Annotated in this window: 25 protein-coding genes; 11 read left to right on the top strand and 14 right to left on the bottom strand. The window is 61.2% G+C overall.

Features of this window, described 5'->3' with window-relative positions; translation table 11 throughout:
- The first annotated feature begins 10 nt into the window (after positions 1–10).
- The gene (locus M2394_RS22695) at positions 11–1,438 is read left to right on the top strand and encodes an ATP-binding protein (RefSeq protein WP_372339915.1); all 1,428 of its coding nucleotides are present in this window, start codon (positions 11–13) and stop codon (positions 1,436–1,438) included.
- Positions 1,439–1,537: 99 nt separating this feature from the next.
- Here the strand turns inward: M2394_RS22695 and M2394_RS22690 are convergent, their stop codons facing one another.
- Positions 1,538–2,467 carry an AraC family transcriptional regulator gene (locus tag M2394_RS22690; RefSeq protein ID WP_259174661.1) on the bottom strand — a complete coding sequence of 310 codons (930 nt, stop codon included), beginning with the start codon at positions 2,465–2,467 and terminating at the stop codon, positions 1,538–1,540.
- A gap of 328 nt (positions 2,468–2,795) precedes the next feature.
- On the opposite strand from M2394_RS22690, the gene M2394_RS22685 reads away from it, so the two are divergent.
- Positions 2,796–3,137 carry an antibiotic biosynthesis monooxygenase family protein gene (locus M2394_RS22685; protein ID WP_016975490.1) on the top strand — a complete coding sequence of 114 codons (342 nt, stop codon included), beginning with the start codon at positions 2,796–2,798 and terminating at the stop codon, positions 3,135–3,137.
- A 9-nt stretch (positions 3,138–3,146) separates the two neighbouring features.
- A complete protein-coding gene (locus M2394_RS22680; RefSeq protein WP_178921730.1) occupies positions 3,147–3,425 on the top strand; it encodes a hypothetical protein in 279 nt (92 codons plus the stop codon).
- A gap of 173 nt (positions 3,426–3,598) precedes the next feature.
- Here M2394_RS22680 and M2394_RS22675 read toward each other — a convergent pair whose 3' ends face one another.
- The gene (locus M2394_RS22675) at positions 3,599–4,219 is read right to left on the bottom strand and encodes a flavin reductase family protein (RefSeq protein WP_178921732.1); all 621 of its coding nucleotides are present in this window, start codon (positions 4,217–4,219) and stop codon (positions 3,599–3,601) included.
- 194 nt (positions 4,220–4,413) lie between these two features.
- Here M2394_RS22675 and M2394_RS22670 point away from each other — a divergent pair, with 194 nt between their 5' ends.
- Positions 4,414–5,175, top strand: a complete 762-nt coding sequence (locus tag M2394_RS22670; RefSeq protein ID WP_259174658.1) for a hypothetical protein — start codon at positions 4,414–4,416, stop codon at positions 5,173–5,175.
- Positions 5,176–5,287: 112 nt separating this feature from the next.
- On the opposite strand, the gene M2394_RS22665 is transcribed toward M2394_RS22670, so the two are convergent.
- The 4 genes from M2394_RS22665 to M2394_RS22650 all read right to left on the bottom strand — a co-directional run bounded on the left by M2394_RS22665 (position 5,288) and on the right by M2394_RS22650 (position 11,688).
- Positions 5,288–6,607, bottom strand: coding sequence for an MFS transporter (locus M2394_RS22665; protein ID WP_178921737.1), 1,320 nt, complete (start codon positions 6,605–6,607; stop codon positions 5,288–5,290).
- A gap of 272 nt (positions 6,608–6,879) precedes the next feature.
- Positions 6,880–8,205: a sigma-54 dependent transcriptional regulator gene (locus M2394_RS22660; protein WP_259174657.1), complete on the bottom strand. Its 1,326-nt coding sequence runs from the start codon at positions 8,203–8,205 to the stop codon at positions 6,880–6,882.
- Positions 8,199–9,965: an ATP-binding protein gene (locus M2394_RS22655; protein ID WP_259174656.1), complete on the bottom strand. Its 1,767-nt coding sequence runs from the start codon at positions 9,963–9,965 to the stop codon at positions 8,199–8,201. The genes M2394_RS22660 and M2394_RS22655 overlap by 7 nt, the downstream gene beginning before the upstream one ends.
- Before the next feature lie 199 nt (positions 9,966–10,164).
- Entirely contained in the window at positions 10,165–11,688 is a 1,524-nt protein-coding gene (locus M2394_RS22650; protein WP_259174655.1) for a fumarate hydratase, read from the bottom strand.
- A gap of 217 nt (positions 11,689–11,905) precedes the next feature.
- On the opposite strand from M2394_RS22650, the gene M2394_RS22645 reads away from it, so the two are divergent.
- Positions 11,906–12,838, top strand: a complete 933-nt coding sequence (locus M2394_RS22645; RefSeq protein WP_259174654.1) for an iron-sulfur-binding ferredoxin reductase — start codon at positions 11,906–11,908, stop codon at positions 12,836–12,838.
- Between the two features lie 30 nt (positions 12,839–12,868).
- Entirely contained in the window at positions 12,869–13,618 is a 750-nt protein-coding gene (locus tag M2394_RS22640; protein ID WP_259174653.1) for an enoyl-CoA hydratase-related protein, read from the top strand.
- Positions 13,619–13,798: 180 nt separating this feature from the next.
- Here the strand turns inward: M2394_RS22640 and pyk are convergent, their stop codons facing one another.
- Entirely contained in the window at positions 13,799–15,250 is a 1,452-nt protein-coding gene (pyk, locus tag M2394_RS22635) for a pyruvate kinase (RefSeq protein ID WP_178921747.1), read from the bottom strand.
- A gap of 173 nt (positions 15,251–15,423) precedes the next feature.
- On the opposite strand from pyk, the gene M2394_RS22630 reads away from it, so the two are divergent.
- The gene (locus M2394_RS22630) at positions 15,424–15,798 is read left to right on the top strand and encodes a tol-pal system YbgF family protein (RefSeq protein WP_176994337.1); all 375 of its coding nucleotides are present in this window, start codon (positions 15,424–15,426) and stop codon (positions 15,796–15,798) included.
- A 218-nt stretch (positions 15,799–16,016) separates the two neighbouring features.
- Positions 16,017–16,376: a PilZ domain-containing protein gene (locus tag M2394_RS22625; RefSeq protein WP_259174652.1), complete on the top strand. Its 360-nt coding sequence runs from the start codon at positions 16,017–16,019 to the stop codon at positions 16,374–16,376.
- A gap of 57 nt (positions 16,377–16,433) precedes the next feature.
- On the opposite strand, the gene M2394_RS22620 is transcribed toward M2394_RS22625, so the two are convergent.
- Genes M2394_RS22620 through M2394_RS22595 form a run of 6 tightly spaced genes read right to left on the bottom strand, consistent with a single transcriptional unit; the run spans position 16,434 to position 23,098 of the window.
- Entirely contained in the window at positions 16,434–17,765 is a 1,332-nt protein-coding gene (locus M2394_RS22620; RefSeq protein ID WP_178921752.1) for a DUF58 domain-containing protein, read from the bottom strand.
- Positions 17,766–17,772: 7 nt separating this feature from the next.
- Entirely contained in the window at positions 17,773–18,762 is a 990-nt protein-coding gene (locus M2394_RS22615; RefSeq protein WP_178921754.1) for a MoxR family ATPase, read from the bottom strand.
- On the bottom strand, positions 18,759–19,916 hold the full coding sequence (locus tag M2394_RS22610) for a DUF4350 domain-containing protein (RefSeq protein WP_259174651.1): 1,158 nt from the start codon (positions 19,914–19,916) through the stop codon (positions 18,759–18,761). Before M2394_RS22610 ends, M2394_RS22615 begins: the two co-directional genes overlap by 4 nt.
- Positions 19,913–21,442 carry a DUF4129 domain-containing protein gene (locus tag M2394_RS22605; protein WP_259174650.1) on the bottom strand — a complete coding sequence of 510 codons (1,530 nt, stop codon included), beginning with the start codon at positions 21,440–21,442 and terminating at the stop codon, positions 19,913–19,915. The genes M2394_RS22610 and M2394_RS22605 overlap by 4 nt, the downstream gene beginning before the upstream one ends.
- A complete protein-coding gene (locus M2394_RS22600) occupies positions 21,429–22,409 on the bottom strand; it encodes a stage II sporulation protein M (protein ID WP_178921760.1) in 981 nt (326 codons plus the stop codon). Before M2394_RS22600 ends, M2394_RS22605 begins: the two co-directional genes overlap by 14 nt.
- A complete protein-coding gene (locus M2394_RS22595; RefSeq protein WP_259174649.1) occupies positions 22,406–23,098 on the bottom strand; it encodes an RDD family protein in 693 nt (230 codons plus the stop codon). Before M2394_RS22595 ends, M2394_RS22600 begins: the two co-directional genes overlap by 4 nt.
- Positions 23,099–23,264: 166 nt before the next feature.
- On the opposite strand from M2394_RS22595, the gene sbcB reads away from it, so the two are divergent.
- On the top strand, positions 23,265–24,692 hold the full coding sequence (sbcB, locus tag M2394_RS22590; RefSeq protein ID WP_259174648.1) for an exodeoxyribonuclease I: 1,428 nt from the start codon (positions 23,265–23,267) through the stop codon (positions 24,690–24,692).
- Positions 24,693–24,782: 90 nt separating this feature from the next.
- On the opposite strand, the gene mvaT is transcribed toward sbcB, so the two are convergent.
- The gene (gene mvaT / locus M2394_RS22585) at positions 24,783–25,157 is read right to left on the bottom strand and encodes a histone-like nucleoid-structuring protein MvaT (RefSeq protein WP_178921766.1); all 375 of its coding nucleotides are present in this window, start codon (positions 25,155–25,157) and stop codon (positions 24,783–24,785) included.
- 351 nt (positions 25,158–25,508) lie between these two features.
- Here mvaT and purU point away from each other — a divergent pair, with 351 nt between their 5' ends.
- Together purU and M2394_RS22575 are read left to right on the top strand one after the other, a co-directional pair.
- Positions 25,509–26,357 carry a formyltetrahydrofolate deformylase gene (gene purU, locus M2394_RS22580; RefSeq protein WP_176994328.1) on the top strand — a complete coding sequence of 283 codons (849 nt, stop codon included), beginning with the start codon at positions 25,509–25,511 and terminating at the stop codon, positions 26,355–26,357.
- Positions 26,358–26,443: 86 nt separating this feature from the next.
- On the top strand, positions 26,444–26,614 hold the full coding sequence (locus M2394_RS22575) for a hypothetical protein (protein WP_178921768.1): 171 nt from the start codon (positions 26,444–26,446) through the stop codon (positions 26,612–26,614).
- Positions 26,615–26,627: the final 13 nt, after the last annotated feature.

The following is a 26,627-nucleotide window of genomic DNA, read 5'->3' as shown; positions in this document are numbered from 1 at the left end:
TCGCTTCCCGGTGCCGCGTTCGCTGCTGGGGCGGATGCTGCTGCTGACGTTGCTGGCGGTGTTGTTTGCCCAAGCGCTGTCGAGCGTGATCTGGGTCTCGCAATTGCGCGCTACCCAGCTCGAAGGCCTGGTCACCAGCGCCCGTAGCCTGGCGCATTCGATGACGGCCAGCGTAAGTTACTTCCGTTCGTTGCCGGTGGCCTATCGCCCGTTGGTCCTGGACCAATTGCGCAGCATGGGCGGCACCCGTTTTGTGGTGACCCTCAACGATCGCCCCCTGGACATGGCCATCCTGCCCCAGACCCCGCGCAAGCAAGCGGTGCTGCAGACGGTGGATGAAGTGCTGCGCCAGACCCTGGGCGCCGACGTGCATATCTCGGTGGAATTCGTCAGCGCCGAAGACCTGCGTATCTTCAACGCCGGCTTGAAGCTCGATGAGTTGCCACGCTCATGGGCGCATTACGCGCTGACCCTCGAACCGGTCAACCCGCCGGTGCTGGTCACCCAGATCCAACTCGCTCCTGGCGAATGGCTGTATATCGCCTCGCTGCTGCCCGAGCCCTACACCAGCCTTGAAGAGCAAGGCCTGCCGTCCCAGCAAGTGTGGTTCATCGTGCTCACCAGCGGTTTTCTGCTGCTGTTCATCGGCCTGCTGGTGCATTGGCAGAGCCGGCCCCTCAAGCGTCTGGCGCGGGCCGCGCGGGACATGTCCCTGGGCGCCGATGTAGAACCGGTGGCCGAAGGCGGCGGCAGTGAAGTGGTGGAAGTGGGGCGGGCTTTCAATGCCATGCGCGAGCGGATCAGCCGTTACCTCACCGAGCGCAGCCAGTTGTTCAGCGCCATTTCCCACGACTTGCGCACACCGATTACTCGCCTCCGCTTGCGTGTAGAACTGCTGGAAGACGAGAACCTGCAAACCAAGTTCGGTCGCGACCTGGATGAGCTGGAGCTGCTGGTGAAGGGCGCCCTGCAATGCGTGAAAGACACCGACATCCACGAGAACATCGAGCCCGTGGACCTCAACCACGTCCTCGATTGCCTGGTGGAACCCTACCTCGCCCCCAACGGCAACGGCCGGATCACCCAGGACGGTCGCGCACTGGCGCCGTACCCGGGCAAGCCGCTGGCGCTCAAACGCTGTATCGGCAACCTGATCGACAACGCCTTGAAGTACGGGCAGAACGCGCACCTGCACATCGAGGACGATGGTGCGGAATTTATCCTGCACGTCGATGACGAAGGCCCGGGTGTGCCGGAGCAGCGCCTGGAGCAAGTCTTCGAACCGCACTTCCGCCTCGCCGGCCAGCAGCAGGGCTACGGCCTGGGCCTTGGGATTGCGCGCAACATTGCCCATAGCCACGGGGGGGAAGTGAGTTTGCAGAATTTGCGTGAGGGTGGATTGCGCGTCACCTTGCAGCTCCCCCGTACCCTCGACTGAATACACCGCATCCCTTGTAGGAGCCCGGCTTGCCGGCGATGGCGTTCTCAAGGGCCCCATCGCAGGCAAGCCAACTCCCACATTTTGATTGGTGGGGTGTCAGACGCTTTGGCGCATCCGGGCCAGGTCGCGCAAGGGTGGCGCACCGAACAACCGGCTGTACTCCCGGCTGAACTGCGACGGGCTTTCATAACCTACCCGATACCCCGCTGCCGACGCCTCTAGCCCTTCGGCAATCATCAACCGCCGAGCCTCCTGCAAGCGCAGTTGCTTCTGGTATTGCAGCGGGCTCATGGCGGTGATCGCCTTGAAGCGGTGGTGCAAGGTCGAGACGCTGAGGTTCACTTCCTTGGCCAGGTCGTCGATGCGCAGCGGTTGTTCGTAGTTGCCGTTCAGCCAGGTGATCGCCCGGCTGACGCGATGGCTCTGGCTGTTGGTCACGGCGATCTCATACAGCCGATAGCCCTGCGGGCCCCGCAATAAACGGTAGAGGATTTCGCGGTTGATCAGCGGCGCCAGCATGGCGATGTCTTTGGGGGTATCCAGCAGTCGCGCCAGGCGCAACACGGCGTCGAGCAACTGGGTATCGATGCGGTCGACGTACATGCCACGGGACGTCGGGCGCGAAGGCACGCCCATCGGCCCTGCTTCGGCAATCAGCGCGGTGAGCTGCGCCGGGTCGATGTTGATACGCACCGACAGGTTGGGGTCTTCCGGTGTGGCGTCGATGATCCGCCCGGCCACCGGCATCGCGACAGAAAACACCAGGTAGTTGAGTGGGTCGTAGGCAAAGATTTCGTCGGCCAGGCGCACTTCCTTGCTGCCGCTGGCCAGGATGCACAAGGCCGGTTCCACCAGCACCGGCATGAAGTCGCGCGGTGTGTTGTGGCGGTTCAGGTACAGCGAGGTGATCGCTGTCCCGTAGGAGCCATCTTCCCAGGTGTGCCGGTGCACGATGGCGGCCAGCTCGGCGCGCTGTTTTTCCATCTCGGCATCGAGGGGCATGGGCTTATGTTCCGGCGACGACATGGGGCGTCCTCTACAGGCTGCTTTGATGGGGTCAGCTTAGCGGCGGCTTTTCAAAAAGTGTTAGGTCGATTCTGCACAATCCTTGCCTGATCCTGCGGCACGTCGTGAATCAGGCAAGCACAGGGCCTGTCATCTCCTTGAAACACTGAACATAGGCCTGGAATAAACTCCGGGTGGCAAACGTCCTCCCTACGCTTCTCGCAGGATTGTGCAATAAGCCTGCAGGAATTGACTAACTGCGCCGACACCCGCGCCGTTATCTTTGATCCTGTGGCAACACGCCCTCACAGTGTTTGCCGAGCATCACTTCTCAACGGGAGAGTCGAACATGTCCACCCCCATTCCCGCGAGCCATATGGCCTTTATCCGTGCCCGTACCGGGTGCAGCACCGAACTCGGTGCACGCTTGAGCAGTTTGATCGAACCGGGCCGTCAGGCTCAGGGTTGCCTGCAATTTTCGTTGCAGCATTCCCAGGTCGACCCCGATGTCTGGCTGGTCTCGGGGTTCTGGAGCAGCGAGCAGGCCATGAGCGCCTACTTCAACTCGCCAGCCCTGATGATCTTTACCGAGCTGTTGAACGACATGGTGGTCCGCAGCATGGACTTCCAGACCTTCACCGATGCATCCGCTGCACACGCCTACGGCGAGTACCTGCAACTCGCCGGCTGAAGGTCTAGAATGGCCGACTTTCCATTGGCCAGGACCTGCAACATGGCACGTAAACAATTTGCCCATCACGAAGCCGTCTCCGCCGTAGTGCCGGGAGAAGGTGGCTACAGCGCCGCCGTCGCCGTCAAGGCACTGGATGGCATGGGCGCACCGCAGTTTCACAAGATCCTTGATGGACAGAAGTTCAAGACCGCTTCCGATGCCGATGATGCGGCGACGGTGCAGCTTGAGCGGCTGGTTGATGTGGATGAAGAAGGTCAGTTGACCTGGGCAACTTCCACTAACTGAAGCCGAACACTTTTTACTGCCCAACAAAGAGCAAATGTGGGAGCCGGGCTTGCCCGCGATGAGGGCAGGTCAGCCGACTCATCGGGTGGCTGACACTCCGCCATCGCGGGCAAGTCGAATCGTCGCACCGCCGTCCCCACACTGTTCAGTTGTGTTTGTTAGAAAGTGATCAGTCAGCGCGGGCGGTGCATTTTGAACAGGGCCTCCGGCCCCAGCTGGAAGTAATCCGCCGGCCCGCCGCCGCGCAAGATCGGCTCGGCGGCGGCGGTGTCGTAGATGCCGTCCTTGAGCAACCACTTGGCAATGTGCACGGCAACTACTTCACCCAGCACCAGCCAGCTCGGCACCGGCGCTTTGTCCGCGCGTTGCAGCTGGATGATCTGCGTCACCTTGCATTCGAACGACACCGGGCTTTCGCCCACCCGTGGCACCTTGATGATTTTCGAGGCGACTGGCGTCAGCCCGGACAATTCGAACTCGTTCACCTCTGGCGAAACCGCCGCACAACTCTGGTTCATCTGCTCGGCCAACGGGCGCGTGGCCAGGTTCCACACAAACTCGCCGGTCTGTTCGATGTTGTTCAGGCTGTCTTTGCGCCCGACACTGGAAAACCCGATGATCGGCGGAATGTAGTTGAACGCATTGAAGAAACTGTAGGGCGCCAGGTTCAGGCGGCCCTCGCTGTCCTGTGATGAAATCCAGCCAATGGGCCGTGGGCCGACGATGGCATTGAACGGATCATGGGGCAGGCCATGGCCGTTGGCAGGTTCGTAGAAGTGGATATCGTCAGGCATGGCCGGGGTTCCTGCTAATGGGATCGGTGAGGTGGCCATACTGCAAGCCGTGGCGATGAATTTCCACCGGCCCTATGGAATTTTCATTCCTCGGCCACCTATTTTTCACAGCGCCACGTTCAGTCTGCGCCCAGGTCGACACCCCCTCTATAAGTCGGCCCATTGAAAGACTGAGCTTTGGAGCCTTCTACCCGATGAACAAACTTCCTCAGATCACCCTGGCGTTCTGGGTCATGAAAATCTGCGCGACGACCCTGGGCGAAACGGCCGGGGACTTGCTGTCGATGACCCTGAATGTGGGGTACGCCATCAGTTCGATGATCTTGATCAGCGTGTTTCTGGTCACCCTGGTGACGCAACTCTGGTCCAAGGCCTACAACCCGGTGCTGTACTGGGTCGTGATTTTGTCCACCAGCACGGCGGGCACCACGATGTCGGACTTCATGGACCGCACCCTCGGCCTGGGCTATGCCACGGGCTCGATGATCCTGATTGTGATCCTGATGATCATCTTCGCCTTGTGGCATGTCAGCGGCGACTCGCTGAACGTGAACAAGGTGCAGAGCTTTCGCGGGGAGCTGTTCTACTGGATGGCGATTCTGTTTTCCAACACCCTGGGTACCGCATTGGGCGACTTCCTGGCTGACGACTCGGGGCTTGGTTTCGCCGGTGGCGCCTTGCTGATTGGTTCCGCCATTGCGGCGGTGGTGGCACTCAAGTACTTCACCCGGATCTCGTCGGTGCTGTTGTTCTGGGTGGCGTTTGTACTGACCCGACCGTTTGGCGCGACCTTGGGTGACTTCCTCACCAAACCCCATGAAAAGGGCGGGCTGGATTTCGGCACGATTGGTTCGTCGGCGGTACTGGCGGCGGTGCTGGTGGTGATGATTGCGGGGGCGTCGTATGCGCAGCGGCGGTATGGGCGTGACCGCATTAGCCAGGCGACACAAAACTAAAATGTGGGAGCTGGCTTGCCTGCGATAGCGGTGAGCCAGTCAACGAATTTAGAGACTGATCCACCGCAATCGCGGGCAAGCCCGCTCCCACATTTTTTACCGTGTTAAACCTTTAGTCGGTGGTGATGCGCGAATGCTTGCGGGTGTCTTTCATGGTCGCGTAAACCGCCAGCGAGATGGCAATACACGCCGTGACATACCAGTAGTACCCAGTCTCCATGCCGATGCTCTTGAACCACAGCGCGATGTATTCAGCCGTACCGCCGAAGATCGACACGGTCAGTGCATACGGCAGGCCCACGCCCAGGGCGCGGATTTCAGTAGGGAACAGCTCGGCCTTCACCACCGCGTTGATCGAGGTGTAGCCGCTGACGATGATCAGCGCCGCCATGATCAGGAAGAACGCGCCCCACCAGGTCTGGATGGTGTGCAGGGTGGTGAGGATCGGCACGGTGAACAGGGTGCCGAGGACGCCGAAGGCGATCAGGATCGGGCGACGACCGACCTTGTCCGACAGCCCGCCGATGATCGGTTGCAGGCACATGAACAGGAACAGCGTGGCGGCCGAGATGGTGGTGGAGTCGGAGATGCTCATGCCGACCGTGTTCACCAGGTATTTCTGCATGTAGGTGGTGTAGGTGTAGAAAGCCAGGGTGCCGCCCATGGTCAGGCCGACCACGGTCATCAGTTCCTTGGGGTGACGCATCAAGGTGCGCATGGCGCTTTCCTTGGCTTTTTCCTTCTTGGTGAACGACTCGGTTTCTTCCATGCCGCGACGCAGGTACAACGCGACTACCGCGCACAGGGCGCCGATGGCGAACGGGATACGCCAGCCCCAGGCGTACAGCTGTTCGGTGGTGAGGAACTGCTGCAGCACGATCAGCACGCCCAGCGCGATGAGCTGGCCGGAGATCAGGGTCACGTACTGGAAGCTGGAGTAGAAACCACGGCGTTCCTTGGTCGCCATCTCGCTGAGGTAAGTGGCGGAGGTGCCGTATTCGCCACCCACCGACAGGCCCTGCAGCAAACGGGCAAACACCAGCAGGATCGGAGCACCGATGCCGATGATTTCATAGCCCGGGCTCAGGGCGATCAGCAGCGAGCCGAAGCACATCAGGTAGACCGAGGCCATCAAGGCTTTTTTACGCCCGACTTTGTCAGCGTAAAGGCCCATCAGCCAGCCACCGATCGGGCGCATCAGGAAGCCGACGGCGAAGATCGCGGCGGTGTTGAGCAGTTGGGCGGTGGTGTCGCCCTTGGGGAAGAAGGTCTTGGCGAAGTACAGCGAGAACGCGGCGTACACGTACCAGTCGTACCACTCGACCATGTTGCCGACGGAACCACTGAAGATCGATTTGATGCGGCTTGAGGTAGTGCGCTCTTTCGTCGGCGCGGCCGCCGACCCCAGAGGCAGGGCGTTGGAGTTATCCATTGAAGGATCCTTCATCTAGTTGTTTTTATGGAGCGTGCCTGGGCACAGCCTGGTTCGGGCTATAGCAGGAGCTGTGCCAGGTAGATGAAGGCCCGGCCTAGAAGGGTTGGCGGGATTTTTTGAGCGGAAAGTCGCTGATAAATTTTGGGTGATGAGCGGAAATCCGCTTATGGCTGCCGGCCTCATCGCAGGCAAGCCAGCTCCCACATGGGAATGTGTTCACAGATCAAACTGTGGGAGCGGGCTTGCCCGCGATGGCGGCCTGAAGATCGCTAGAGAAACATCTCCCGCACCAACCCATGCCGCTGCATTTTCTCATTGAAGGTCCGCCGCGGCAGTTGCAGCTCCGCCAACACCGCCTTGATATCACCTTTGTGTCGCATCAGCGCCGCCTTCAGGCAGTGTGCTTCAAAGGCCTCCTGCTGCGCCGCCAGGGACTGCCCGGCCTCGATGCCCTCCGGCTCCGGATCACCCAGGCCCAGCACCTGGCGCTCGGCGACGTTGGCCAGCTCACGCACATTACCCGGCCAGTCATGGCTGAGCAGGCGTCCCAGCTGTGCGCCGCTCAACGGCTCAACGCTGCGCCCCAGGCGCTCGGCAGCACTTCGGGCGAAGTGGTCGAACAACAGCGGGATATCTTCACGACGCTCACGCAAGGGCGGCAAACGCAGTTGCGCGACGTTCAGCCGGTAGGCCAAGTCTTCGCGGAAACGTCCGGCGCGGGCCTCTTCCAGCAGGTCCGGCTTGGTGGCGGCGATGATGCGCAGGTCCACAGGGATACTCTGGTTGGAGCCCAGCCGTTCCAGCTTCTGTTCCTGCAGCACCCGCAGCAGCTTGACCTGCTGGGCCAGGGGCATGCTTTCGATTTCGTCCAGAAACAGCGTGCCGCCATGGGCATATTCCAGCTTGCCGATGCGCTTGCCCTGGGCGCCGGTGAATGCGCCGCTTTCGTGGCCGAACAGTTCGGCCTCAAACAGTTGCTCAGGGATCGCGGCGCAGTTGAGCGCCACGAACGGCTTCTTCGCCCGAGGCCCGAAATCATGCAGGCAACGGGCGACCAGTTCCTTGCCGCTGCCGGTCTCGCCACGGATCAGCACGTTGACCGGCAAACTCGCCAGGTCGAGCACCTGGCGCCGCAGGTTCTGCAACCCACGGGACACGCCGAGCAGGCTGGATTCCAGTTGCGCCTTGGCATCGGCCTGCTGATGCAGGCGCCGGTTTTCCAAGATCAGCCCGCGCTTGTCCAATGCCCGGCGCAGGCTATTGAGCAACGCGTCCGGGCTGAAGGGCTTTTCCAGGAAGTCATAGGCACCCTCGCGCATGGCTTCGACCGCCATTGGCACGTCGCCATGGCCGGTGAGCAGGATCACCGGCAGGTCGGCGTCGCGGCGCTGCACTTCGGCCAGCAGTTCCAGGCCGCTCAGACCGGGCATGCGCACGTCGCTCAGGATCACGCCGGCAAAGTCCTTGGGCAGTTGCACCAGGCACTCCTCGGCGCGGCTGAACAACTGCACTTCAAAACCGGACAGGCTCAACCATTGCTCGACGGCCGTGCGAATGCTGGCTTCGTCATCGACCACAATCACCGCGTTCAACATAGGTCGGGCGTCTCCAGCGCGATGGGCAAGGTCAGGGTGAACGCGGCGCCATCCCCTCGGTTGCCGGCGATCAGGCGTCCACCCAATTCATGCACGATAGCGTACGACACGGCCAACCCAAGGCCCAGTCCGTCGCCCACCGGCTTGGTGGTGAAGAAGGGGTCGAACACGCTGTTGAGGTGTTCCTCGGCTATCCCGCCGCCGCTGTCGCTGACGGTCAGTTGCCACAGTTGCTGGTCAGCCTGCAGGCGGATTTCCAAGCGCTTACGCGGTTTGTCGGCCATCGCATCAAGGGCGTTGCGCAACAGGTTGATCAGCACCTGCTCCAGGCGGATTGCATCACCACGGACCCAGGCTGGGCGGGTCAGGTCGAGCACCACGCCGATGCCTTCATCACGCAGGCGTGCATCGAGCAGATGCAGGGACTGGTCGACCACCAACGCCAAATCCAGTCGTTCGCGCAGGCCGCTCGGGCTTTTACGGGCAAACGTCTTGAGGTGGCCGGTGAGGGCGGCCATGCGGGTGAGCATTTCATCCAGTGGGGTCAGCGCCGTGTAGGCGTCGTCCACGCGGCCGTGGTCCAGCAACAGGCGCAAGGTGGCCAGCTGCATGCGTTGGGCCGTCAGCGGTTGATTGATTTCATGGGCAAGGGCGGCGGACATCTGCCCCAGTGCCGCCAGCTTGGCCGATTGCACCAGGCCGTCCTGGGCGGTGCGCAAGGCTTGGGTGCGCTCTTCCACCAATCGTTCCAGCTCTTCACGGCTGCGCTGGCGCAAACGGGCCAGGCGCCAGCGCTGGGTAAGGAACAGCACGAGGAACACCAGGGCCAGCCAGGAACCGGCGGCGGCGAGGCCGGCGTTGCGCTGGTCTTCAAAGGCAAACTGCGGTTTACGCAGCAGGTGCAACGTCCAGCCCTCGGCCTTCAACGGCAGGGATTCCCAGATGTAATTGGCGCTGCCGTCGGGGCCGTTGACGCGCATCAGGTGGCTGTTGTCGTCGAAGCGTTGCAGAGGCTGGCTTTCCAGCGGCTGCAGGTGTTTTTTATCGTACTGACGGGTGGCCTTGAGCTCCGCCAGGTCCTGCTCCGACAGCGGGCGCAGGTTGCGGTAGCGCCAGCCCGGTTGGTTGGCGATGAACACAATGCCCCGCGCGTCGCTGACCAGCAGCAGGTCATTGCCTTGTGCCCATTCGCGTTCCAGCTCGGGAAACTCCAGCTTCACCACCATCGCACCGAGGAACTGCTCGTGCTCATCCACCACCGCACTGGAGAGGAAATAGCCGGGTATGCCCGTGGTCACGCCCACGGCATAAAAGCGCCCGGTGCCCTGACTCAGGGTCTGGCTGAAGTAGGGCCGAAACGCATAGTTGTGCCCGACGTAACTGCTCGGCAGGTTCCAGTTGCTGGCGGCCACGGCCAGGCCGGTGCGGTCCATCAACTCCAGGGTGGAGGATTGGGCGGCGCCGTTGATGCGCTCCAGTTTGCGGTTGAGCAGGTCCTGGGTGCTGGCATCCAGCGGGCCTTTCAAGGCGCGGATCATTTCCGAGTCCAGCGCCAGCACGGCGGGCAGGGCGCGGTAGCGTTCGATCAGGGTGTGCAGGGAGTTGGCGTACAGCGCCAGCTGCTGATTGGCGCGGGCGGCATCGTCCACCAGGGCCTGGCGTTCGGCGTGGCGTGTGGCCAGGGCAGCGGCCAGCACCGCGCCGGCAATGATCAGCAGCGAATAGAAGGTCAGGCGCAGCGGGCGAGGGATCACGATCATACGGTGAGGGGCAGGCACAGTAAGGGGTGAGCACCATACCATGCGCCACGAGGTCTGTAGTGAGCGGGCTTGCCCTGCGCTGGGCTGCGCAGCAGCTCCAATAAAAACACCGCGTTCTGCCAGGCAAAACGCGGTGTTTGGGGTCAGGGCTGCTGCGCAGCCCAGCGCGGGGCAAGCCCGCTCACTACAAGAGCATGACTTACTGCACTTCTACCGCCAGGCTTTCACTGATCTTTTTCTGCCAGATCGCAGGACCGGTGATGTGCACCGACTCACCCTTGCTATCAACTGCAACGGTCACCGGCATGTCTTTCACGTCGAACTCGTAGATCGCTTCCATACCCAGTTCGGCGAAGGCGACAACGCGCGACTTCTTGATGGCTTGCGCCACCAGGTAAGCAGCGCCGCCCACGGCCATCAGGTACACGGCCTTGTGGTCCTTGATCGCTTCGATTGCGGTCGGGCCGCGCTCGGACTTGCCGATCATGCCCAGCAGGCCGGTTTGCTCAAGGATCTGACGGGTGAACTTGTCCATCCGCGTTGCGGTGGTCGGACCCGCCGGGCCCACCACTTCTTCGCGCACTGGATCAACCGGGCCGACGTAGTAGATGAAGCGACCTTTGAGGTCCACCGGCAGGGTTTCGCCCTTGTTCAGCATCTCGACCATGCGCTTGTGCGCAGCGTCGCGACCGGTGAGCATTTTGCCGTTGAGCAATACGGTTTCACCTGGCTGCCAGCTCTGCACTTCTTCCGGGGTCAGGGTGTCGAGGTTGACACGGCGGGCCGATGGGCCGGCTTCCCAGACGATTTCCGGGTAGGCGTCCAGCGGTGGTGCTTCCAGCGACGCCGGGCCCGAACCGTCGAGCACGAAGTGTGCGTGACGGGTGGCGGCGCAGTTGGGGATCATGCACACCGGCAGGGAGGCGGCGTGGGTCGGGTAGTCCATGATCTTTACGTCGAGCACGGTGGTCAGGCCACCCAGGCCCTGGGCGCCGATGCCCAGTTGGTTGACCTTATCGAACAGCTCTAGGCGCATCTCTTCGATACGGTTCTGCGGACCACGGGCTTTCAGCTCGTGGATGTCGATGGACTCCATCAACACTTCCTTGGCCATCACCGCGGCTTTCTCGGCGGTGCCGCCGATGCCGATGCCCAGCATGCCCGGTGGGCACCAGCCAGCGCCCATGGTCGGAACGGTCTTCAATACCCAGTCGACGATCGAGTCGGACGGGTTGAGCATGGCCATTTTCGACTTGTTCTCGGAACCGCCGCCCTTGGCTGCCACGTCCACTTCCACGGTGTTACCCGGGACGATGGAGTAATGGATCACCGCCGGGGTGTTGTCCTTGGTGTTCTTACGCGCGCCTGCCGGGTCGGCCAGGATGGATGCACGCAGGACGTTTTCCGGCAGGTTGTAGGCGCGACGCACGCCTTCGTTGATCATGTCGTCCAGGCCCATGGTGGCGCCGTCCCAACGCACGTCCATGCCCACGCGCACGAACACGGTGACGATACCGGTGTCCTGGCAGATCGGGCGATGGCCGGTGGCGCACATGCGCGAGTTGATCAGGATCTGGGCGATGGAGTCACGGGCCGCTGGCGATTCTTCGCGCAGGTAGGCTTCGTGCATGGCCTGGATGAAATCAACGGGGTGGTAGTAGGAAATGAATTGCAGGGCGTCGGCAACGCTCTGAATCAGGTCGTCTTGCTTGATCACGGTCATGAGTCGCGCTCCTCTATAAGGGAACATTCAATAAAGGTGGCTTCAGTGTTGCATCGGTCGGCTGAAGCCACCTTTCCAAGGCACGCCAAAATGATGCAGGCGCGACGCTAAAAAGGCGCGGCAGTATAACCCGGCTCGGTGGCCGATACACCCGACTATGGTCAAACTGTCGCAGGCATGATTCCCTGTGCGCGTCCCCTGTGTCTGAGACCTTTATATGCCTGAACTGCACGTCGGCGAACGCCACTGGTCGGTCGCCCCCGGCAGCAACCTGCTGGATGCGCTGAACCAGGCGGGTGTGGCCGTGCCCTACAGTTGCCGCGCCGGCAGTTGCCACACTTGCCTGGTGCGTTGCCGGGGCGAGGTTGAGGACAAGCAACCCGAGGCCTTGAGCCCCACGCAGCGCCAGGACGACTGGCGCCTGGCGTGCCAGTGCCAGGTACTGGGGGATGTGCACGTCGAAACCTTTGACCCCCAGCGCGATGGCCTGCCCGCGCACGTGGTGGGTGCCGACTGGCTGAACCCGACGGTGCTGCGCCTGCGCCTGCAGCCGGAGCGCGGCCTGCGGTATCGCGCCGGCCAGCACGTGGTGTTGTGGGCCGGGCAGGTGGCGCGGCCATATTCCCTGGCGAGCCTGCCCCAGGAAGAGGCGTTCCTGGAGTTTCATCTGGATTGCCGCCAACCCGGCGAATTCAGCGACCTGGCCCGTCAACTGCAGGTGGGAGACCCTCTGCGCCTGGGCGAACTGCGCGGCGGTGCATTGCACTACGACCCGGACTGGCATACGCGGCCGCTGTGGCTGCTGGCTTCTGGTACCGGCCTGGGGCCTTTGTGGGGCGTGTTGCGTGAGGCGTTGCGCCAGGATCACCAGGGCGCGATTCGCCTGATTCACCTGGCCCATGATGTCAACGGACATTACCTTGCCGAAGCCCTGTCGCAGCTGGCCGCGCAGCACCCGAACCTGACAGTGGAGCTGTGGACCGCGGCCGAGGCGACCCAGGCATTGGCGCAACTGCGGCTTGTTTCGCGGCAAACTCTGGCTTTACTCTGCGGGCACCCTGGCAATGTCGAGGCGTTCTCCAAGCGCCTGTTCCTGGCGGGGCTGCCGCGTAATCAACTGCTGGCCGACGTGTTCCTGCCCCGTGGTTGAGCGCTGAATTCCACTGTCGCGAGACTCACCATGACCGACGCCATCCTGCAACAACGCGAGCGCGGGCTGCTGACCTTGCAGCTCAATCGCCCCGACAAGAAAAACGCCCTGACCCGCGCCATGTACACGCAACTGGCCGAAGCCCTCGAAGGCGCTGACGCGGATGCCGACATCCGCTGCGTGCTGATCCAGGGCAGCAGTGAGTGCTTTACCGCCGGCAATGACATCGGCGATTTCCTCGAGCAGCCGCCCAGCGACCTCGACAGCCCGCCGTTTCACTTCATGAAGAGCCTGCTCAACTGCCGAAAGCCGGTGATCGCTGCGGTGGCAGGCGTGGCGGTGGGAATCGGCACGACGCTGTTGCTGCATTGCGACCTGGTCTATATCAGTCGCGATGCGCGCCTGCGCATGCCGTTCGTCAACCTGGGCCTGTGCCCGGAGTTTGGTTCGAGCCTGATCCTGCCGCGCTTGTTGGGGCACGTGAAGGCGGCTGAATTGTTGCTGTTGGGCGAGGGGTTTACAGGCGAACAGGCGGCTGCGTGGGGCATTGCCACCGAGGCGTTGGGTAGCGGCGACGCGGCGTTGGTCAAGGCGCGGGAAATGGCCGAGCGGTTTGAAACCCTGGCACCGGGAGCGGTGCAAGTGACCAAACAGCTGATGAAGAGCGTCGACCGCGAACAGCTGCGGCAGGTGATCGAGGAGGAGGGCGCCCTGTTTACCCAGCGCTTGAAGTCGCCGGAGGCGATTGAGGCGTTGTCGGCGTTTATTACCAAGCGCTGATCAAAATGTGGGAGCGGGCTTGCTCGCGAATGCGGTGGATCAGCGAATGAATCCGTCGACTGAAACACTGCATTCGCGAGCAAGCCCGCTCCCACATTTGACCGAGTTCGACACGAACCCATGAAATGCAAAAAGCCCCGCCATCTACATGGCGGGGCTTTTGTTTTTCAGCGTGTCACATCAAACCTGCGGGTCGCCCACGTGCAGGATCTTCATGCCGTTGGTGCCACCGGTGGTGTGGTAGCTGTCGCCCTTGGTCAGGATGACCCAGTCGCCTTTCTCCACAACGCCGCGCTTGACCAGCTCGTCGATTGCCTTCTGGCTGACTTCGTTCGGTGCCAGCGAAGCCGGGTCGAACGGAACGGTGTACACACCACGGAACATCGCCGTGCGGGCCTGAGCTTCACGGTGTGGGGTGAACGCGTAGATCGGTACCGAAGAGCGGATACGCGACATGATCAACGGCGTGTAGCCACTTTCGGTCAGGGCGATGATCGCCTTCACACCCGGGAAGTGGTTGGCGGTGTACATGGCGGCCAGGGCGATACTCTGGTCACAGCTTTCGAACTCTTTGCCGATGCGGTGGCTGGAGGTCTTGCTGGTCGGGTGCTTTTCAGCGCCAAGGCAAATGCGCGCCATGGCTTGCACCGCTTCCAGCGGGTAGGGGCCGGCAGCACTTTCAGCCGAGAGCATCACGGCGTCGGTGTAGTCGAGCACGGCGTTGGCCACGTCGGACACTTCGGCGCGGGTCGGCATCGGGTTCTGGATCATCGACTCCATCATCTGGGTCGCCACGATCACCGCCTTGTTGTGGCGGCGAGCGTGCAGGATGATTTTCTTCTGGATACCGATCAGCTCGGCATCGCCGATTTCCACGCCCAGGTCACCACGGGCAACCATCACGGCGTCGGACGCGTTGATCAGGCCGTCGAGGGTTTCATCGTCTGCCACGGCTTCGGCGCGTTCGATCTTTGCCACCAGCCAGGCAGTGCCGCCGGCTTCGTCGCGCAGTTTACGGGCGTATTCCATGTCGGCGGCGTCGCGCGGGAAGGACACGGCGAGGTAGTCCACTTCCATTTCGGCGGCGAGAATGATGTCAGCCTTGTCTTTTTCAGTCAGGGCCGGTGCGGTCAGGCCGCCACCACGACGGTTGATGCCTTTGTGGTCGGACAGCGGGCCACCAATGATCACGGTGCAATGCAGTTCGGTCGGGGTGGCGGTGTCGACGCGCATTACCACACGGCCGTCATCGAGCAGCAGCTCGTCGCCGACGCCGCAGTCCTTGACCAGGTCCGGGTAGTCGATACCCACGACTTGCTGGTTGCCTTCGGTCAGCGGGTGGCTGGTGGAGAAGGTGAATTTGTCACCGATCTTCAGCTCGATCCGCTTGTTGGCGAATTTGGCGATACGGATTTTCGGGCCTTGCAGGTCACCCAGCAGCGCCACGAAGCGGCCATGCTTGGCAGCCAGGTCACGCACCAGCTTGGCGCGAGCCTTGTGCTCGTCCGGGGTGCCGTGGGAGAAGTTCAGACGGGCAACGTCCAAACCAGCCAGAATCAGCTGTTCGAGGACTTCCGGCGAGTTGCTGGCCGGGCCAAGGGTGGCGACGATTTTGGTACGACGGACGGACATGCACAGACTCCTGAGTTCAAGCGCTGAGGAAGGCTACTATGCTCTTTCGTTGTAGTCATTGTTCGTTTGCACTACTTATCGACGATTGACTTGTTTTTGCTGCGAGTGAATACGAACACCCTTGAAGATTTTCGACGAGGGGTCGATACACTGCACAAGACAGGAGAACCCTCATGCGAATTTTGCTCGTTGCTGCCCTGGCCGTCAGTGTTGTCGGCTGCACCCGCTGGTCGATGGACCACCATTTGAACAACGCTTACCGTGCCTACGGGGTGGGTGATTGCGAGCGCGTCACCCTGGAGTTGTCCCAGGTTGATCGCGAGAGCCGCACCCGTCGTTATGTGCAGCCGGAAGTGTCGATGTTGCGCGGGCAATGCCTGGAACGGCAGAAGCTGTTCGTCGATGCGGTCCAGACCTACCAGTTCATCATTACCCAGTACCCCTCGAGTGAGTACGCGTACCGTGCCCGTGCCCGGCTCGACACCTTGCAGCAGTTGGGGCATTACCCGGGGGCCAGCGTTGCACAACCGCGTCCGGCGTCTTTGTAATGATATTTGTCATCCTATAGCTGGCCCATCGCCAGTCTTGGGCTATCCTTCGATTGTTCGTTTGTACAAGTTTTTTTGAGCGAATGCAGGGCCCTGATTCGGCAGCAGTCCAGTGACACAGGGAGACCTGTTGCCACACCGAGATCCGGGGGAGAGTGGGCTCTTGGCCCGTTACGAATCACTGACATGGCCTGACTCATGGCCACTGGATGACGACCATGTTTACCGAGCGACGGATCGAGCGACACCAACTTCCTTATTTCCTGCAGGTGTTTAATCGCCGTACGGATAAACCTATTGGTTATTTGGGCAATGTTTCCGAAGACGGCCTGATGTTGATCAGCCACTTGCCCATGATGGTCGATGTTGACTTCGAGTTGCGCTTTAAGATCCCGGGGCCTGAGGGCGACTTCCACGCCGTCGACATCACGGCGACGTGCCTGTGGAGTCATGAAGATATCAACCCTCAGCACTACGACTCGGGGTTCAGTGTGACGCAGGCGTCCGATGAGTACACGCGCGTGATCGGCGCTTTGCAGGACTATTTCAGCTTCGATCCTTTGCAGGCGTCTGCCTAGTCATCAAGCCCTGTCGACCCAGTTTTGGGCCAGCCCAGGCTGCGGTCGACGCATGTTTCAGAATGCTCCGGCTTTTTTCCAGCCCAGATAGCGTGTCACCAAGGCGGCCCCCAGTTCCGAAGGCAAGGTGTCCAGCAGCGACAAACCCTGTGCGGCCAAGCGGTCATGCAGCTCGTTTCGAGTGTTGAGGTAGTCGATCGTGCCGCTGTAGGCGAGCGCTTCGGGCAAGGTTTGCACGGGTGCCTGACGCAGTTGGTCGAGGACTTCCTCGCGCAGGCTGGCTACCAGCACCCGGTGTTGTCGGCTGATGCGCTTGACCGCAGCCATCAGGGCTTCATCATCCTCATCCCGCAAGTTGGTCACGACAATCACCAGCGCCCTGCGTTTTTGCCGAGCCAGCAATTGGCTGGCGGCAGCCTCGTAGTCGGCTGTGCGTCGGGTGGTGTCCAGGTCGTAAACCGCGTTGAGCAGCAGGTTCAACTGGCTGCTTCCCTTGACCGGGGCCAGGTAGCGTGGCGGATCGCTGGCAAAGGTGCACAACCCCACGGCATCACCCTGGCGTAACGCTACGTAGCTGAGCAGCAGGCAGGCGTTGAGCGCGTGGTCGAAATGCGATAACTCGCCGTCCTGGCTGCGCATGCGTCTGCCGCAATCGAGCATGAACACGATTTGCTGGTCACGCTCATCCTGGTACTCGCGTGCGATGGGGGTGCGTTGCCGGGCAGTGGCTTTCCAATCGATCTGACGCAGGCTGTCGCCTTCACGAAATTCGCGCAGCTGATGAAACTCCAGCCCCAGGCCCCTGCGTTGGCGTTGTCGCACGCCGAGTTGGCTCAGCCAGTTATCCACACCCAATAGCTGTGCACCGTACAAACGGGCAAAGTCGGGGTAGACGCGGGTGGTGTCATTCACCTCGACAAACCGTCGTGCCGACCATAGCCCAAGCGGGCTGGGCAGGTGGACCTCACAGCGGCTGAAACTGAAATGCCCACGACGCAGAGGGCGCAAGCGGTAGCCCAGCTCGCTGCGTTCGCCGGGGCGCACTATTATGGATTGGGGCAGGTTCTCCACGCTCAGGCCATCGGGCGTGTGGTCGAACACGTGCACCGTCAGGGGCTGTGAGAAGCCGTGTGCCAGGCTCAGGCGTACTTCACCCCAACGTCCGAGTGCCAGGCTGCCAGGCATCTGCCGTTCGATCTGAACGGGGGGCCTGCGACGCAACCGCACAGCATCCAGAAGTGACAGCAATAACAGCGCGAGCAACAGGCCCCAGGCAATCGAGTGCAGGGTGCCGGGTACCTTGAGCTGCAAGGCTTCAGCCGCGCCGAGCAGGATGTTCAGGCCTAGCAGCACACCCAGCCAGCTTAACAACAGTCGGGTCGGCTTCATGAGGGCGTCACTGTCGAGGTGCCGGAATCTGGTCCAGCATCTGTTTGAGCACCTGGTCTACTTCCAGCCCATCGATGTCCAGCTCCGGTGCAATACGCACCCGATGGCGCAGTACGGCCAATGCGCAGCCCTTGATGTCATCCGGGGTGACGAATTCCCCGCCACGCAACAAGGCCCGGGCCCGGGCGCCGCGCACCAGGGCAATGGAGGCCCGCGGGCCGGCGCCCAGGGTCAAGCCTGGCCAACTGCGCGTGGCACGGGCCAGGCGCACGGCGTAGTCGAGCACCTGTTCGTCCAGGGCCAGCTCACTGGCGATCTCCTGAAGACGCAGCACGTCTTGAGCCTGAAGCACAGTGCGCAGCGGCTGCACGTCGAGCATGTCGGCCCTGGAGGAGCGGGTGACCTCGCGCACCATGTCCAGTTCCTGGCTGGCATCGGGGTAGTCCATGCGCACCTTGAGCATGAACCGGTCCAGCTCGGCCTCAGGCAAGGGGTAGGTGCCTTCCTGTTCGATGGGGTTCTGAGTGGCCAGCACCATGAACGGTTGCCCGATGGGCAGTGCTTCACCTTCAAGGGTGACCTGGCGCTCCTGCATCGCTTCAAGCAACGCGGCCTGGGTCTTGGCAGGTGCACGGTTGATTTCGTCGGCCAACAACAGGTGAGTGAACAGTGGGCCTTTGCGCAACTTGAACTGCTCGCTGTGCAAGTCGTACACGGCATGGCCGGTGACGTCGCTGGGCATCAGGTCGGGGGTGAACTGAATACGCGCGAAATCACCACCAAAACACCGCGCCAACGCACGCACCAGCAACGTCTTGCCGAGGCCGGGTACGCCTTCGAGCAGCACGTGGCCACCGGCGATCAAGGCGGTCAGCACATCGTCAATCACCGGGTCCTGGCCGATCACCGCCTTGCGCAATTCGATACGCAGGGCCTGTGCTTGCTGGCTGGCGTGTAGCAGGTGTTCGGAGGTCATAGCCGTTGGAAAATCGCTCATAAGGCATTCCTGAGAGTTTGCAGGCACGCCACCTGACGACTGAAATCGGCGCTGTTGAGCCGTTTTTCGCCAAGTGGACCAAGGGCCTGGCTGATGACGTGTGAGGGTTGGTGCGTCAGGCGTTCAAGCACCTGCCACTGTTCTGCCGTTTCAAGGTGCTCGAAGCCTGGGTGGCGTCGGCGAGCGGCGCGTTGAATGTCTTGTTGCAAAGCGCGTAGCAAGGCGCCTTGGCCACCGCGACGCAACAAGAAATCGGCACTGGCCTGCAGGTGTTCCTGCAACTGGCGACGGGCCTTGGGCGCCGGCGCCGTGATAGGGCCTTGACGCACGCCGGCCTGCCAGAGCCCCAGGGCAATCAGCGCGACAAGGGCCACCAGCGCCTGGGGGAAGTAACGCATCAACAGCGTGAGCAGGCTGTCCACTTCGGTATGGAACAGCAGCGTCACGTCAGTCCCCTGGTTCAGATACCAGAGCAGCCAGGCATTGTCATACTGGCCGATACTCGGGTTTTTCCACAGGTCGCTGTCGGTCACCACCGTCACGCGGCCATCCCCGAAATCCAGTTGCATCAAGTGGCTGGATTTGGCGCTGTTGGCGGAAAACTGCGCCAGGTGCTTGGGGTCGGTGAGGTTGAAGTCGGTGTCGAAGTTGAAATAGGCCGGCGCGGTTTCATTGTCGACATACAGCTTGGTCAGGTCCGGCGCTTTCTTCTTTCTCGGGGAGGCCGGTTCGTCGAATGCCTCGCTCAATGCCTGATGAATATTCAGGCGATCGAGCAGCAGGTCACCGCTGCTACCTGCCTCTTCATCCCACAACGCTTCGGCGACCACCAGCAGATGGCCGCCGGACTTTGCCCAGTCGAGCAGTTGGCTCACCTGGCCAGGTGTCATATTGCTGCGTTCACCCAGTAGCAAAAGGCTGTTGCCCTTGGGGGGCAGGTCGGCGAGCGGTTCAAGGCTATTGGCATGGGTTACGGTCAGGCCTTGCTGGCGCAAGAAGTGCTCGGCTGCAAGATAAGGGTTCGCCCGGGCCTCCGGCGATGGTCCACGGTCGACGACTTCTTCATAGGGGATTGCCTTGGGCCAGGCGTAAAACGCGCCGGCACCCAGCAGGCATGCCAGCAGCAGACCGACCCACAGTAAAAACCGATTCATCGTACGGCTCCCGAGCTGAACAATGCGCGCCAGTCGCTGCACAGTTTTTGCTGGGTTGTGACCGGGGGCAGGCGGTGACCGTAGGCGAGGTTCTGCCAGTGGCGCGTCAGTTCATCACTGAAGGCCAGCAACTGCGGTTGTTGCAGGTGGTGAACGCGTTCCAGGACCTGGCCTTCGGTGTCGGCATCTTTGAGTGGCAGGTGGAAGTCGTGCAGCAGGCGACTGAGCAAGCCGCGATACAGCAAGCCAAGGGCTTCCCTGGGACGCGTGGCCCAGAGTGCTTCGGCGGTACCTGCGATGTCCTCGGGCAAGGTTTCGAGGCCCAGGTCGAGGCCGAACAATTGGGCGGGGGCCGGCTTGGGCATTTTGTGCGGGAGTGTGGGGCGTCGGCTGACGAAGGCGCGAAGCCAGTCCCTATAGCGCCAGACCAGCAGCGCCAGACCGCCGATCAGCACGCTCCACAGGATGACCTCCAAGCCCTGGGCAGCGTGCTTGAAGGTATTGCTGTTGAAACTGTCCAGCAGGGCCTGCAGCCAGGCGGGTAATTGACCTTCACCGTGCGCGCGGTTTTTGACGGCGGTTTTTTCCTCACCGAAACGATACCGCGTGACGGTTTCCGGGTTCTTGAAGGGCGGCTTTTCCATTTGCGCCTTGATGGCCTGGCTCGCAGCTTGGGTACTCAGTTGCGTGTGGCTATTGGGCTCCTCGGCCCAGGCCGGAGGGCTGGCCTGTACGAGCAGCAGCCCGACCACCAGCAACATCAACATCGCAACGCTGCCCAGGCGTTGGCGCAGACGGCGAAACACCAGCTCCAGGTCCCAGGCTTCCAGCACGGTGCGGCGGTTGAGGTAGAGGCTGAAGCCGCAGGCGACGTAGATGGGCTCCCAGAATATCAACACCAACGCATAGAACGCGTTACCCAGATGCTCCAGCCACAGGCCTTCGGAGGCGGTTGCAAGTGCCAGCCGTTGCCAGTCCCAGTCCAGTTCGACTTCTTGAGGAATGAAGAAGTAGAACAGGGCCATGCAGCCGAACCACAGGCCGATTTCCAGATGCATTCCAAGGAGGGTGAGCCAGCGTGCAGCCCCGGCGTTGTGTTGCAGCAACACGCCTAGGCGTCGCTGGCGTGCCTGGCCGTCCAGTCCTTCGAGTTGGCTGACTGCCAACAGGAAGCTGCGACTGAGGCTGAACCGACGCCAGGTCAGGCTGACCAGCAACTGGCCCTTGAGCAACTTTGGCCAGTGGCGCACCGCTTGCCTCAGGCTTGGGGCGTCACCAAACAATGCCGTGGACAGGATGTACAGGGGGAGGCGGTCGAAGGCGGGCTTGAGCCACCAGAACAGGATCATGGCGAGGGTGGGGAAGTCCCAGAGCAAGACGGTAAGCAGTGCAAATACCGGCAAGGTAATCAGCGCCCAACTGCCCATCAACAGCCCACGGTGCTGACGCGCCATGAGCACGCCAAGGTCCATGGCTTCCCAGGTGGTGCGCGGGCGGATCACTACGCTGGCATCACTCAGGCGCATGGGATACCCGCCCGGCAAACGTCAGGTAGGCTGCCACCAGCAGCCAGAGTGCGGCGCCTGCCAGGTACTTGACCCAGGGCGCGATCGTTGTGGTGGAAGACCAGTAGGCCTCGATGAAGGCTGCGATCAGCAGGAATATCATGACGCCGCAGAGCATCTGTACGCTTTTGCGGGCTGCCAGGCGCAGGGATTCACCTCGGGTCAGTCGTCCCGGGGCAATCAGTGCCCAGCCCAGTTGCAAGCCCGCCGCGCCCGCGAGGGCAATGGCCGTCAGTTCGAAGGCGCCGTGCCCGATGACAAACGACCAGAAGGTCTGGCCGTAGCCGATATCGGTCAGGTGCCCGGAGATTGCACCGATGATCAAGCCGTTGAATATGAGGAAGAACACGCTGCCCAGGCCAAACAGCAAGCCGGCCGCGAACGTCTGGAAGGCGATGCCGATGTTGTGCATCACGTAGTAGCCGAACATCATCCAGTCTTCACTGGATGCACGCTCGGCGGCACGGCCGAGGCGGCTGGCGTTGGGGTTGTACATGGCCTGCATCTCGGCGACCTGCTGGGGGCTGACGATGCTGTAGATCAGGTCGGGAAATAGGTAGACCAGCAAGGCGATGCCCACCAGGCTGGCAAAGAACAGCAGGCTGGCGATCAATACGAAACGCCATTGCTCCCGTACCAGCCGCGGAAAGCCTGCCAGGATGAAACCCAGGACATTAGCGGTCAGTTGGCTACGATGGCGATACAGCTGTTGATGGCCTCGCAGGGCGAGTTGCTGCAGTGGATCGACCAGGTAGCTGCTATAGCCTCGCTCCTGGGCGAGTGCTAGATGCTGGCACAGCCTTCGATAGTGGTGGGGGAACTCGGCCATGTCACTCGCCTTGGCCTTGCCTTGCTCCAACTGATTCAGTTGTTCGGCAAAGGCCTGCCATTGGGGTTGGTGACGGCTTTCGAACAGGCTCTGCTTCATGCTGGCCCCAACAGTCCGCGCGCCACACCATTGAGTTGCTCGACGGCACGGGCCGGAGACACCTGCAGGGGCGTGGCGAGGATGGAGGCCAGTTCATGCACTCGTTCGGCAGACAGCTCACCCTGGCGTTCGGCAAAGCCAAGGATCGCCCGCTGCTCGCTCAACTCCAATGGGAACGGCAGGCGCAAGGCTTGGGCCTGGGGCACCTGAGGGCGAGCCAGTGGCCGTTCGCGGTAGACCACCAGCGTGCCCGCAGCCAGGTCGCCAAGGCGTTTGAAATGGGGGTGTTGCAGGCAACTGATGGCGCCCAGGAAGTAGCCGAAGGGCAGCATGTCGACAAAACGCAGCAGGTTACGGATAAGTGACGCGGACCAGCCCACTGGCGTACCGTCGTCTTGCACCACCCGCAGGCCCATGACCTGCTTGCCGGGGGAGCAGCCCTGGTTCAGCACCTCGAACAGCACCATGTACCACCAACTGACCAGGAACAGCAGCAACGAGCCCAGGCCGATACCGATGTTGCCCAAGAGGGCCAGAGGCATGAGCAGGATACCCATGATCAGCCCGCGCACCCCCAGGTCAAAGGCAAAGGCCACTGCACGTGGCAGCAGGCCGGCAGGGCGCAAGGGCAGATCGATACCCTCCGGGGTCTCGATCTGGTAGCGGGTATCCAACGGAACTGATGGCATTGCGATCCTTGGCAGTGCAGAGCGGCTGAGTGACACGGATGCTAGCAGTGTCGACGGTGGAAGCAACCATTCAAGTTTTTACTGGGTATTTGTACAGTAATCTATCGCTGGCCTCTGACGCCTTGCAGCGCCTAGACTTTGCCGATCTTCAGTACAGGAACAGCCCGTGACCACCATTTTCTGGTACGACTACGAAACCACCGGCATCAACCCGCGCAGCGATCGCCCACTGCAGGTTGCCGGGATTCGTACCGATCTCGAACTCAACGAGGTCGGCCCACCGGTCAATCTTCATTGCCAGCCCAGCGATGACATCCTGCCGCACCCGGCCGCGTGCGCGATCACCGGTATCACGCCTGGCGTCCTGGCGCAGAAGGGGTTGGCGGAAGCCGACTTCATGACCCGGGTGCACGCCGAACTGGCTGCTCCGGGAACCTGCGGTGCCGGCTATAACACCCTGCGGTTTGACGATGAGATGACGCGCTACAGCCTGTACCGCAACTTTTTCGATCCTTACGCCCGTGAATGGCAGGGTGGCAATAGCCGTTGGGACCTGATCGATGTGGTTCGCACCGCCTACGCGCTGCGACCTGAAGGGATCGTCTGGCCCGAACAGGATGGGCGCGTCACCCTGAAACTGGAGCGACTGACCGAGGCCAACGGCATCGACCATGGGCAGGCTCACGATGCGCTGTCCGATGTGCGTGCCACCATCGCCCTGGCGCGTCTGGTCCGAGAGAAACAGCCCAAGTTGTATGAGTGGCTGTTTCAACTGCGCAGCAAGCAACGGGTGATGGATCAGGTGCGCCTGCTGCAACCGATGGTGCACATTTCGGGGAGATTTTCTGCCGAGCGTCATTACCTGGGTATCGTGCTGCCGCTGGCCTGGCACCCACGCAATCGCAATGCGCTGATCGTGTGTGATCTGGGGCTGGATCCACAAGGCTTGCTGGACCTTGATGCCGATACGTTGCGCCGACGCCTTTACACGCGTCGTGATGAATTGGCCGACGGCGAATTGCCGGTGCCGCTCAAGTTGGTGCATATCAACCGTTGCCCGGTGGTCGCCCCATTGAATGTGCTGCGTGGGCCGGACCTCCAGCGGCTTCAGCTGGATAAGGAGACTTGCCTGGCAAGGGCGCTGCGACTAACTGACGCACAGGAAGTGTGGCGGGACAAGTTGGCAGCCATTTACGCCGAGGAAGATTTCGAACCGAGTGCGGACCCGGAGCAGCAGCTCTACGATGGATTTATCGGTGATCGTGATCGTCGTTTATGTGAACAAGTGCGAGCAGCTGAACCACTGCAACTCGCGCGTGAGCAGTGGCCTTTCGATGATCATCGTTTGCCGGAATTATTGTTTCGCTACCGTGCGCGTAACTTTCCTGAAACCTTGAACAGCGAGGAGCAACAGCGCTGGAAACTTTTTTGTCAGCAGCGTTTGTCGAGCGCGGAATGGGGAGCGCCCAATACCCTTGAGGCATTTAAACAGGCCGCTGAGGAGTTGGTTGTTAGTGCTACGCCGTTTCAGCGTCAGGTACTCGACCAATGGCAGGTGTATGCCGATTCTTTAGCGGCTCGCCTGAATCTGTAATCGGGTAACAACAAAATACCCAGGCAATAAAAAACGCCAGCAAGCTGGCGTTTTTAATGTGTTGCGTATCAGGTTAACACCCGATGAGGCTTAGCCCAGCAGGGTTGCCCAGCCTTCAACCACGTCACCGCCCCACTTGGATTTCCACTCTTTCAGGGTCTTGTGATTGCCGCCTTTGGTTTCAATCACTTCGCCGTTGTGTGGGTTCTTGTATTGCTTGACCTTGCGAGCGCGCTTGGTGCCAGTAGTTTTCACAGCACCGCGTGGCGCTTTAACTTTTGACTCTGGATCCAGCAGCGCGATGATGTCGCGAAGGGATTTGGAGTATTCACCCATCAGGGCGCGCAGTTTACCTTCGAATTCCAGCTCGGTTTGCAGCTTGTCGTCTTGGGACAGGTTCTTCAAACGGGCTTGCAGCTCTTTGATAGCTTCTTCGGTGGCACGGTATTCGTTGATCAGAGACATGGGGACTACCTTATGTAGAGCGCGGGTTGAACAAGGGGAGTGGGGCAATAATAGTCAGGCAATTTCGTCAAGTAAACATTTAACAAGGCATTTATGTGAATTACTTTGAATGTTTGTGGCGAAGCTATGCAATCGAGTTAATTAGTAGGTCGTAGGCCTAAAGATAATCGCCGTTGTTTTTTGATATTTCCCTGATCTTGCCGTTGTACCGCCATGTAGCAAGGGTAAAACCTTACGCTATTAAGGGGTGTGGCTGGCACGGGGGATCAGAATAAGCCACAAGGAATACTGCAGATTTTCTGCGCAATCGCTAGAATGGCGGCCTTTGCGAAGTTCTGGAGTTTCCCCCTAATGCGCACTTTTCGGCTGGTGATTGCTTGCCCGGACCGGGTTGGCATCGTTGCCAAGGTCAGTAACTTTCTGGCTTCCCACAACGGTTGGATCACCGAGGCGAGCCATCACTCGGACAATCTCAGCGGTTGGTTCTTCATGCGTCACGAGATTCGTGCCGATACGTTGCCGTTTGGTCTTGAAGCGTTTCGCGAGGCCTTTGCGCCCATCGCCGAAGAGTTCTCGATGACCTGGCAGATCACCGACACCGAGCAGAAAAAACGCGTGGTGCTGATGGCCAGTCGTGAGTCCCACTGCCTGGCCGATCTGCTGCACCGCTGGCACAGCGACGAGCTGGACTGTGAGATCGCCTGTGTGATCTCCAACCACGACGACCTGCGCAGCATGGTCGAATGGCACGGCATCCCGTACTACCACGTCCCGGTAAACCCGCAGGACAAGGAGCCGGCGTTCGCCGAGGTCTCCCGCCTGGTCAAGCAGCATGAGGCGGATGTGGTGGTACTGGCGCGCTATATGCAGATCCTGCCACCGGAGTTGTGCCGTGAATACGCCGGCAAGGTGATCAACATCCACCACAGCTTCCTGCCGTCGTTCATTGGTGCCAAGCCTTACCATCAGGCCTCCCTGCGTGGCGTGAAGCTGATTGGCGCGACGTGCCACTACGTCACCGAGGAGCTGGACGCCGGCCCGATCATCGAGCAGGACGTGGTACGTGTGAGCCACAGTGACAGCATCGAAGACATGGTGCGTTTCGGCCGTGACGTCGAGAAGATGGTCCTGGCCCGTGGCTTGCGTTACCACCTGGAAGACCGCGTGTTGGTGCACGGCAACAAGACCGTCGTGTTCTGATCCAAGGGTTTTGATTGAAGAATGAAGGGCCTGGGCGTTAAATCGTCCCAGGCCCTTTTTCTTTGTTGGGCGCAGAGGTTTAGAGCATGAGCGATCCACTGGATAAGGCCACTTCCAAGGCCCCGGCCACCCTGGGGGAGGGCTGTTTGAGCCGGTTTGACCCGGAAGAACTGAGCAGCGACGACGGCACCGAATTTCCGGGTGCCGCCGAGCTGTGGGAGCAAGAGAAGGGCAAGGCCGAACCGGAGGGTAAGTAACGCCCCGCGCGGG

Origin of the sequence: Pseudomonas sp. BIGb0164 (assembly GCF_024810135.1) — a bacterium.
Lineage (GTDB): Bacteria > Pseudomonadota > Gammaproteobacteria > Pseudomonadales > Pseudomonadaceae > Aquipseudomonas.
This window is presented reverse-complemented; position numbering and strand designations above follow the sequence as displayed.

Coding starts and splice junctions, on each gene's coding strand:
- M2394_RS22690 (WP_259174661.1), bottom strand. CDS start 2,467: ATGTCGTCGCCGGAACATAAGCCCATGCCCCTCGATGCCGAGATGGAA.
- M2394_RS22685 (WP_016975490.1), top strand. CDS start 2,796: ATGTCCACCCCCATTCCCGCGAGCCATATGGCCTTTATCCGTGCCCGT.
- M2394_RS22680 (WP_178921730.1), top strand. CDS start 3,147: ATGGCCGACTTTCCATTGGCCAGGACCTGCAACATGGCACGTAAACAA.
- M2394_RS22675 (WP_178921732.1), bottom strand. CDS start 4,219: ATGCCTGACGATATCCACTTCTACGAACCTGCCAACGGCCATGGCCTG.
- M2394_RS22670 (WP_259174658.1), top strand. CDS start 4,414: ATGAACAAACTTCCTCAGATCACCCTGGCGTTCTGGGTCATGAAAATC.
- M2394_RS22665 (WP_178921737.1), bottom strand. CDS start 6,607: ATGGATAACTCCAACGCCCTGCCTCTGGGGTCGGCGGCCGCGCCGACG.
- M2394_RS22660 (WP_259174657.1), bottom strand. CDS start 8,205: ATGTTGAACGCGGTGATTGTGGTCGATGACGAAGCCAGCATTCGCACG.
- M2394_RS22655 (WP_259174656.1), bottom strand. CDS start 9,965: ATGATCGTGATCCCTCGCCCGCTGCGCCTGACCTTCTATTCGCTGCTG.
- M2394_RS22650 (WP_259174655.1), bottom strand. CDS start 11,688: ATGACCGTGATCAAGCAAGACGACCTGATTCAGAGCGTTGCCGACGCC.
- M2394_RS22645 (WP_259174654.1), top strand. CDS start 11,906: ATGCCTGAACTGCACGTCGGCGAACGCCACTGGTCGGTCGCCCCCGGC.
- M2394_RS22640 (WP_259174653.1), top strand. CDS start 12,869: ATGACCGACGCCATCCTGCAACAACGCGAGCGCGGGCTGCTGACCTTG.
- pyk (WP_178921747.1), bottom strand. CDS start 15,250: ATGTCCGTCCGTCGTACCAAAATCGTCGCCACCCTTGGCCCGGCCAGC.
- M2394_RS22630 (WP_176994337.1), top strand. CDS start 15,424: ATGCGAATTTTGCTCGTTGCTGCCCTGGCCGTCAGTGTTGTCGGCTGC.
- M2394_RS22625 (WP_259174652.1), top strand. CDS start 16,017: ATGTTTACCGAGCGACGGATCGAGCGACACCAACTTCCTTATTTCCTG.
- M2394_RS22620 (WP_178921752.1), bottom strand. CDS start 17,765: ATGAAGCCGACCCGACTGTTGTTAAGCTGGCTGGGTGTGCTGCTAGGC.
- M2394_RS22615 (WP_178921754.1), bottom strand. CDS start 18,762: ATGAGCGATTTTCCAACGGCTATGACCTCCGAACACCTGCTACACGCC.
- M2394_RS22610 (WP_259174651.1), bottom strand. CDS start 19,916: ATGAATCGGTTTTTACTGTGGGTCGGTCTGCTGCTGGCATGCCTGCTG.
- M2394_RS22605 (WP_259174650.1), bottom strand. CDS start 21,442: ATGCGCCTGAGTGATGCCAGCGTAGTGATCCGCCCGCGCACCACCTGG.
- M2394_RS22600 (WP_178921760.1), bottom strand. CDS start 22,409: ATGAAGCAGAGCCTGTTCGAAAGCCGTCACCAACCCCAATGGCAGGCC.
- M2394_RS22595 (WP_259174649.1), bottom strand. CDS start 23,098: ATGCCATCAGTTCCGTTGGATACCCGCTACCAGATCGAGACCCCGGAG.
- mvaT (WP_178921766.1), bottom strand. CDS start 25,157: ATGTCTCTGATCAACGAATACCGTGCCACCGAAGAAGCTATCAAAGAG.
- purU (WP_176994328.1), top strand. CDS start 25,509: ATGCGCACTTTTCGGCTGGTGATTGCTTGCCCGGACCGGGTTGGCATC.
- M2394_RS22575 (WP_178921768.1), top strand. CDS start 26,444: ATGAGCGATCCACTGGATAAGGCCACTTCCAAGGCCCCGGCCACCCTG.